The sequence below is a fragment of the Mycobacterium sp. genome (assembly GCF_050701675.1).
Taxonomy (GTDB): Bacteria; Actinomycetota; Actinomycetes; order Mycobacteriales; family Mycobacteriaceae; genus Mycobacterium.
The window spans coordinates 1-6107 of sequence record NZ_JBOGDD010001046.1 but is presented as its reverse complement, the minus strand read 5'-3'; the positions used below and the strand labels follow the sequence as shown (position 1 = coordinate 6107).

7 protein-coding genes are annotated in these 6107 nt (G+C 65.8%); 3 read left to right on the top strand and 4 right to left on the bottom strand.

What is annotated here, in order from left to right; all coding sequences use genetic code 11:
- The first annotated feature begins 83 nt into the window (after positions 1-83).
- The gene (locus tag ACRDUX_RS32095) at positions 84-725 is read left to right on the top strand and encodes a hypothetical protein (RefSeq protein ID WP_526420094.1); all 642 of its coding nucleotides are present in this window, start codon (positions 84-86) and stop codon (positions 723-725) included.
- A 5-nt stretch (positions 726-730) separates the two neighbouring features.
- Here ACRDUX_RS32095 and ACRDUX_RS32090 read toward each other — a convergent pair whose 3' ends face one another.
- Positions 731-1264 (bottom strand): gamma carbonic anhydrase family protein, encoded by a 534-nt coding sequence (locus ACRDUX_RS32090; RefSeq protein WP_526420092.1) that lies wholly within the window; start codon positions 1262-1264, stop codon positions 731-733.
- A gap of 99 nt (positions 1265-1363) precedes the next feature.
- On the opposite strand from ACRDUX_RS32090, the gene ACRDUX_RS32085 reads away from it, so the two are divergent.
- Together ACRDUX_RS32085 and ACRDUX_RS32080 are read left to right on the top strand one after the other, a co-directional pair.
- Positions 1364-2506 carry a 3-ketosteroid-9-alpha-hydroxylase subunit A gene (locus ACRDUX_RS32085; RefSeq protein WP_526420090.1) on the top strand — a complete coding sequence of 381 codons (1143 nt, stop codon included), beginning with the start codon at positions 1364-1366 and terminating at the stop codon, positions 2504-2506.
- Positions 2503-2955, top strand: a complete 453-nt coding sequence (locus ACRDUX_RS32080) for a hypothetical protein (RefSeq protein WP_526420088.1) — start codon at positions 2503-2505, stop codon at positions 2953-2955. The genes ACRDUX_RS32085 and ACRDUX_RS32080 overlap by 4 nt, the downstream gene beginning before the upstream one ends.
- 91 nt (positions 2956-3046) lie before the next feature.
- On the opposite strand, the gene ACRDUX_RS32075 is transcribed toward ACRDUX_RS32080, so the two are convergent.
- Genes ACRDUX_RS32075 through ACRDUX_RS32065 form a run of 3 tightly spaced genes read right to left on the bottom strand, consistent with a single transcriptional unit; the run spans position 3047 to position 6105 of the window.
- Positions 3047-4192, bottom strand: a complete 1146-nt coding sequence (locus tag ACRDUX_RS32075) for a sulfotransferase (protein WP_526420086.1) — start codon at positions 4190-4192, stop codon at positions 3047-3049.
- Positions 4192-4974: an SDR family NAD(P)-dependent oxidoreductase gene (locus ACRDUX_RS32070; RefSeq protein ID WP_526420084.1), complete on the bottom strand. Its 783-nt coding sequence runs from the start codon at positions 4972-4974 to the stop codon at positions 4192-4194. Before ACRDUX_RS32070 ends, ACRDUX_RS32075 begins: the two co-directional genes overlap by 1 nt.
- Positions 4975-4977: 3 nt before the next feature.
- A complete protein-coding gene (locus ACRDUX_RS32065; protein ID WP_526420082.1) occupies positions 4978-6105 on the bottom strand; it encodes a hypothetical protein in 1128 nt (375 codons plus the stop codon).
- Positions 6106-6107: the final 2 nt, after the last annotated feature.

Genomic DNA, 6107 nt, shown 5'->3' with positions numbered 1-6107 from the left:
CGCTCGGAGTGGCAGGACTGACGGCACCCCGCGTACCGTTGGGCGAGAATTCTTCCAAACTCTTGCATTGACTTTCGATAACCTTGCCCTCACTTACTCCCAAGAACCTCCGGCCTGCGATATGGGCGGCCGTTCTCGTCGTCGGCATCAGCGGCTGCTCGGGCACTGACCCGGCAAGCCCAGCGCCGAGCGCGTTGCCGGGGCTGCCGGGCGCCGTCGCCACGACGAGCACACAGAAGACCACGCCGACCACCACCGCCAATGCGGCCGACTACCAGCGTCTGCTTGTCACCGCCGCCGACCTGAGTGACGCGGACGACACGTTCCACCCGCGGTCGAACCAGGCGCAGCCCAACGGCCAGCCGGGCGCCAGCGCGTTCTTCGTCAACGACCAGGACACGCGGGCGATCACCAGCACCGTGCTGATCTACCCGGACGCCGCGGCAGCTTCGGCGGCCCTGAAGCAGACGTCGCAGACGCTCACCGACACGGTGGCCGGCGGCGCTCCCACACCGTCACCGGTTGGCACCGACGGTGTCACGATCTCCGGCACCTACCCCGAGGACGACAAGGCCGTCACACTTCTCTACTTCACGGAGGGGCGGGCGTTGGTCCGGTTGGAGTTCCAAAGCGCGACCGGGGACGTCACCACGGATCGATTCGTCACCGACATCGGCAAGATGCAGCAGATCGCCCTGCGGGTCGGGCTCACCGACGCGCAGTAGTCGGTCTAGGCCTCGGCGATCGGAGCAAGACCGTCCAGGTATCGACGGGCGAGATCCTGGTACGCGCCTGGATTGACGTTCACCCACATCTCCGCACCCGTGCCTGCAATCGGGCCGCGCACCTTGGCGGGCGCTCCCGTCACGAAGACCTCGTCGGGGATCTTGGTGCCGCCGGTCACCAACGAGTGCGCCGCGACCAGGCTGCGCCGCCCGATGACCGCGCCGTCGAGCACGGTGGCGTGATTGGCGATCACCGCCTCTTGGCCGACGTGGACGCCGTGGATGACGCACCCGTGCGCGATGGTGGCGCCCGGCCCGATGTCGACGGGGATTCCCGGCGGCGCGTGCAGCACGCAGCAGTCCTGCACGTTCGCGCCCTTCCGGACGATGATCGGGGCGAAATCGGCCCTCAGCACGGCGTTGAACCAGATCGACGCACCCTCCTCCACGTGCACGTCTCCGATCAGCGTGGCGGTCGGTGCGATGAAGGCGGTCGGGTCGACCACGGGCGATCTACCCTCGAAGGCGTACAGCGGCATCGTCTAGATATACCGCAGGTCGACGCCTTCGCATTGCGCGGCGGGTGGGAAAAACTGTAACGTGTTCTAGTTAGTGAGTTCAGAAACGGGAGGCCCACCGTGAGTACCGAAACCGCTGGCGTTCGCGAGATCGACACAGGAGCGCTGCCAGACCGCTATGCGCGGGGCTGGCACTGCCTCGGACCGGTGGCGGAGTTCCAGGACGGCAAGCCGCATTCCGTGCAGATCTTCGGCACCAAACTGGTGATCTTCGCGGACTCCCAGGGCGAGCTGAAGATCCTCGACGGCTTCTGCCGCCACATGGGCGGCGACCTGTCGCAGGGGACCATCAAGGGCGACGAGATCGCGTGCCCGTTCCACGACTGGCGCTGGGGCGGCGACGGCAAGTGCAAGCTGGTGCCGTATGCCAAGCGCACACCTCGGCTGGCCCGCACGAGGGCATGGACCACCGACGTCCGCAGCGGGCTGCTCTACGTCTGGCACGACCACGAGGGCAACCCGCCGCCACCGGAGCTCCGCATCCCGGAACTCGCGGAGTTCGGCAGCGACGACTGGACCGACTGGCGCTGGAACTCGATGCTCATCGAGGGCTCCAACTGCCGCGAGATCATCGACAACGTCACCGACATGGCGCACTTCTTCTACATCCACTTCGGTCTGCCGACGTACTTCAAGAACGTCTTCGAGGGCCACATCGCGTCGCAGTACCTGCACAACGTCGGCCGCCCGGACGTGAACGACCTGGGGACCGCCTACGGTGAGGCGCACCTCGACTCCGAGGCTTCCTACTTCGGCCCGTCGTTCATGATCAACTGGCTGCACAACAACTACGGCGGATTCAAGGCCGAGTCGATCCTGATCAACTGCCACTACCCGGTGAGCCAGGATGCGTTCGTGCTGCAGTGGGGCGTCATGGTCGAGAAGCCCAAGGGCATGGACGAGAAGATGACCGAGAAGCTGTCCAGGGCGTTCACCGAAGGCGTCAGCAAGGGCTTCCTGCAGGACGTCGAGATCTGGAAGCACAAGACCCGCATCGACAATCCGCTGCTGGTCGAGGAGGACGGCGCGGTGTACCAGATGCGCCGCTGGTATCAGCAGTTCTACGTCGACGTCGCCGACGTCACGCCGGACATGACCGACCGGTTCGAGATCGAGGTCGACACCACGGCGGCCAACGAGAAGTGGCATGTCGAGGTCGAGGAGAACCTGCGCAAGCGCGCCGAGGAACAGCCGGCGACATGACACAGGCGCCGGATGCCGATCGGCTGGCGCGTTCGATGCTGGCGTTGCTCGGGCATGACGAGGACGAGCACCCGGCGGGGGACCGCCCGCCGGCAACGGGAACGTGGTCCAAGGCACCGGACTTCGCCACCGATCCCGATCGTGCCGCGGCGGTCAAGGAAGCCTCCGCCAGGGACCGCGAGCGCTACCTGAATGCGGGCCTGACGCCCGTCGACTGCCGGTTCTGCCACGTCACCGTGGCGGTCAAGAAGCTCGGCGCGGAACACACTGCGGTGCAATGGAGTTCGGAGGCCACCCAGCGGTGCGCGACGTTCGCCGAAATCCGTGCGAGCGGCGGCGACAGCAGTAGGAGCCGGTCGTGTCCCAAGCTGACCGACAGCATCAAGCACGCGGTTGCGGAGGGGTGCCTCGAGGAGGAATCGACGGCGCCATCACCGGGCGACGGCTAGGCGACGACGCCTCAAACCTCCCGCGAGCGTGCGCATTTGCACGCGACACGCCGGGAGTTCATGCACAGACACGCACGCTCGCGGCAACCGCTCACAAGCCCTTGAAGCGCTCCTTGACCACTTCGGGCGTCAGCCCGTAGTCATCCAGCGAGTAGGTATGCTTGGGCGCCCGCGGGCCCTTCTGGCTCTCGACGTGACTGTCGGTGATCGCTTGGCGGGCGGCGTCGGTGAAGTCAATGCCGAACTTCTGGTAGATGCTCCCCACGACCGAGATCGGGTCCTTGATGAACTCGAAGTAGTCGAGGTCGTAGAACTGCGCCGGGTCTTGCTTGGCACGTTCGGCATTGAACAACTCCAGGCCCCGCGACCACGTCTCCAGCGAGTCCTGCCCGATGACCTCGTTCGTGAAGGCATTCGACCAGCCCTCGGTGGTGTGCTGGGCCAATGAGCACATCGACGCCATGATCGTCTCGGCGGGTCGGTGGCACTGCACCACCAGCGCGTCGGGATAGGTGGCGAACAGCGCGTCGAGCGCGAACAGGTGGCTGGGGTTCTTCAGCACCCAGCGCTTCTCGGCGTCGTTGAGGCCGATGAGCTGAAGGTTCTTGCGGTGTCGCTGATACGGCTTGGTCCAGTCCTGCTTCGACAGCCACTGCGAGTACGTCGGCAGATGCGCCAGCGTCTCGTAGGACACCGAGTGCAGCGATTGGCGCAGCAACTGCCAGCACTCCTCGACCTCGTCGGCGGTCATGTAGTGCAGGCCGGTGTAGTCCGGGTTCTCCTCGTGAGCCTTGCTGAACTGGGCGTCGATCTGGTTGAACACCGGGTTGCTCGACCAGGTTTCGCGCGGCGGGCGCGGCTGCGGGAACTCGGCCAGCCAGAGTTCGAGGCCCTGGTGGCGGGGATCGGCCGTGAGCAACCGGTGGATCAACGTGGTGCCCGTCCTGGGCAGGCCGGTCACGAAGATCGGTCGCTCGATGGGCACGTCGACGTGCTGCGGGTACTGCTTGAACGCCGCCTCGGACACCAACCGAGCGACGAGGGCGTTGCGGACGAAGAAGCGCTGCATCTTGCTGCCGAACTCGGTGAGGTCGGCATCGCGGCGGAACGACTCGAGCAGTACGGCGAGCGCCTCGCGGTAGTTGTCGTCGTCGACGCCGAAATCGTCGAGGCCGCAGGCCTTCACGGCCGACGCGTGTAGGTCGTCGACGGTGCCGACATCGGTACGGGTGCTCATCAGGCTTTATATTCTCCGCAGTTCACGTCAAGCGCCTGGCCGGTGATACCGCTGGACAGATCGCTCGCCATGAACAGGATCGCCGAGGCGACCTCGTCCTCGGTGGGCAGGCGCTTCAGGTCGCTGTTGACTGCCGCCGCCTTGTAGATCTCGTCAACGGAGGTGCCGTACTTGCCCGCCTGGTGTTCGAAGTAACCCTGCAGCGTGCCGCCCCAGATGTAGCCGGGCAGAACCGAATTAACGCGAATGTTCTGCTCTCCCAGCTCGGTGGCCAACGACTGCGACATGGCCAGCAGCGCCGACTTGGCCATCTTGTACGCCCCGTACTTGGCCTGCGAGTGGCGCACCACCATCGAGTTGACGTTGACGATCGACCCTCCTGCCTCGGCCAAGGCAGGCGTGAAGCCCTGAATCATCCGCAGCGCGCCGAACACGGTCAGTTCGATCGCGTCGCGCATGTGCTCGAACGTGGTATTGGCCAACGGCCTCATCGATGGCACCCGGAAGGCGTTGTTGATGAGTACGTCGACCTTGCCGTACGCCTCGTGCGCCCGTGCGACGAGGTTGTCCACCTGAGCCTCGTCGGTGATGTCGGTGCCCACGGTCACCGCGCGCCGGCCCAGGTCGGTCACCTGCTTGGCGACGTCCTCGAGACGTTCGACCGTGCGGGCCGCCAGCACCAGATCGGCGCCGTTCTCGGCGCAACGGCGCGCGAGCGTCGTCCCCAGCGCTGGACCCACACCGCTGATCACCACAACCTTGCCGTCGAGCAATCCCGCCATGATCTACCCCACCATTCTTTCGCCAATTTGCTTCTGGCGTAGTGCGATTCGCGCCCGCCAGTCTTCCTCGGAGATCTTGTTGGACTCGTAGTACGGCAGCGAGGCCGCCACCGCGTCGATGTCGACCAGCTCGACGGTGGGCCCGTCGGCCTCGGTCAGCTCACGGGACACGCGCTGCCACCGGAACTGCAGGAAGCCCTTGCCGTGCCCGAGCGTCTCCACCCAGTTGGTCACCCCAGGGTTCTGATCGGAGACGACGATGCGGATCTTGCCGTCCGGATCCGCTTGCGCCTGAGTGCCGTTCAACGACGTCTGGTGGTTGATGTAGTCCAGCGAGATGTACCAGAGGCTGCCGAGCTGGAAGCCGAGATACGGCGCGTCGGTGACCGACAGCGTGATGATCAGCGCCTGGTCCCCGGTCAGGTCGAACTGACCGGCCGACGAGTACTGCGTGGCAAGGCCGCCGGGTGTCAGTCGCGGCGACACCATCGTGTTGGCCGGGCTGTCCGTGTAGAACCACTGCGGGAACTGCAGCCACGTCTTGACCCGCTGGACCAGCTGCTTGCCTGCGACGGCGTACCGCTTCTCGATGAGCTCGCGGGTCAGTGCCGGCGGTGCGGTGCCCTCGGTGTCGGTGCGCGCGATCGCGAATGAGCCGCGCCGGGCGGACCAGTCGTCGTACACCTCGCGGATGACCAGCTGCGAAGGAGTGGTTGGCGTGAACCGCCACTCGAAGGTGCCGTCGTCGGCGATGTCGAGCTTGCGGTCGTCGAACGCCGTCTCGCTGTCCGGCACGTTCTCGTCGGTGTATTCGCCGCCGAGCAACTGGAAGCTCACGTCGGTGGTGGTGCCGCGGCGCCCGGTGACGACGTATTCGTGCCCGGGTTGTACCCGCGTGCCGAAGTACATCGTGTCGGGGTTGTCGAGCCCCATCTTGGTGAACGGCCCGGTGCCGCTGTGCAGGAACGGGTGGTCGCGGTCGTAGTCGAACGCCACACTGGTGCACGCCGCGATGCAGCCTGCGAGGTACTGCAACCCCTCGAGGAGGTCGGCCTCGGATTCGATGAACGGCGCTGCGGCGACGAGGCTCTCGGCCTCGGCGATGGCCTCGGCCAACGGTTGTGAGTACATAC

Coding starts and splice junctions, on each gene's coding strand:
- ACRDUX_RS32090 (WP_526420092.1), bottom strand. CDS start 1,264: ATGCCGCTGTACGCCTTCGAGGGTAGATCGCCCGTGGTCGACCCGACC.
- ACRDUX_RS32080 (WP_526420088.1), top strand. CDS start 2,503: ATGACACAGGCGCCGGATGCCGATCGGCTGGCGCGTTCGATGCTGGCG.
- ACRDUX_RS32075 (WP_526420086.1), bottom strand. CDS start 4,192: ATGAGCACCCGTACCGATGTCGGCACCGTCGACGACCTACACGCGTCG.
- ACRDUX_RS32070 (WP_526420084.1), bottom strand. CDS start 4,974: ATGGCGGGATTGCTCGACGGCAAGGTTGTGGTGATCAGCGGTGTGGGT.
- ACRDUX_RS32065 (WP_526420082.1), bottom strand. CDS start 6,105: ATGTACTCACAACCGTTGGCCGAGGCCATCGCCGAGGCCGAGAGCCTC.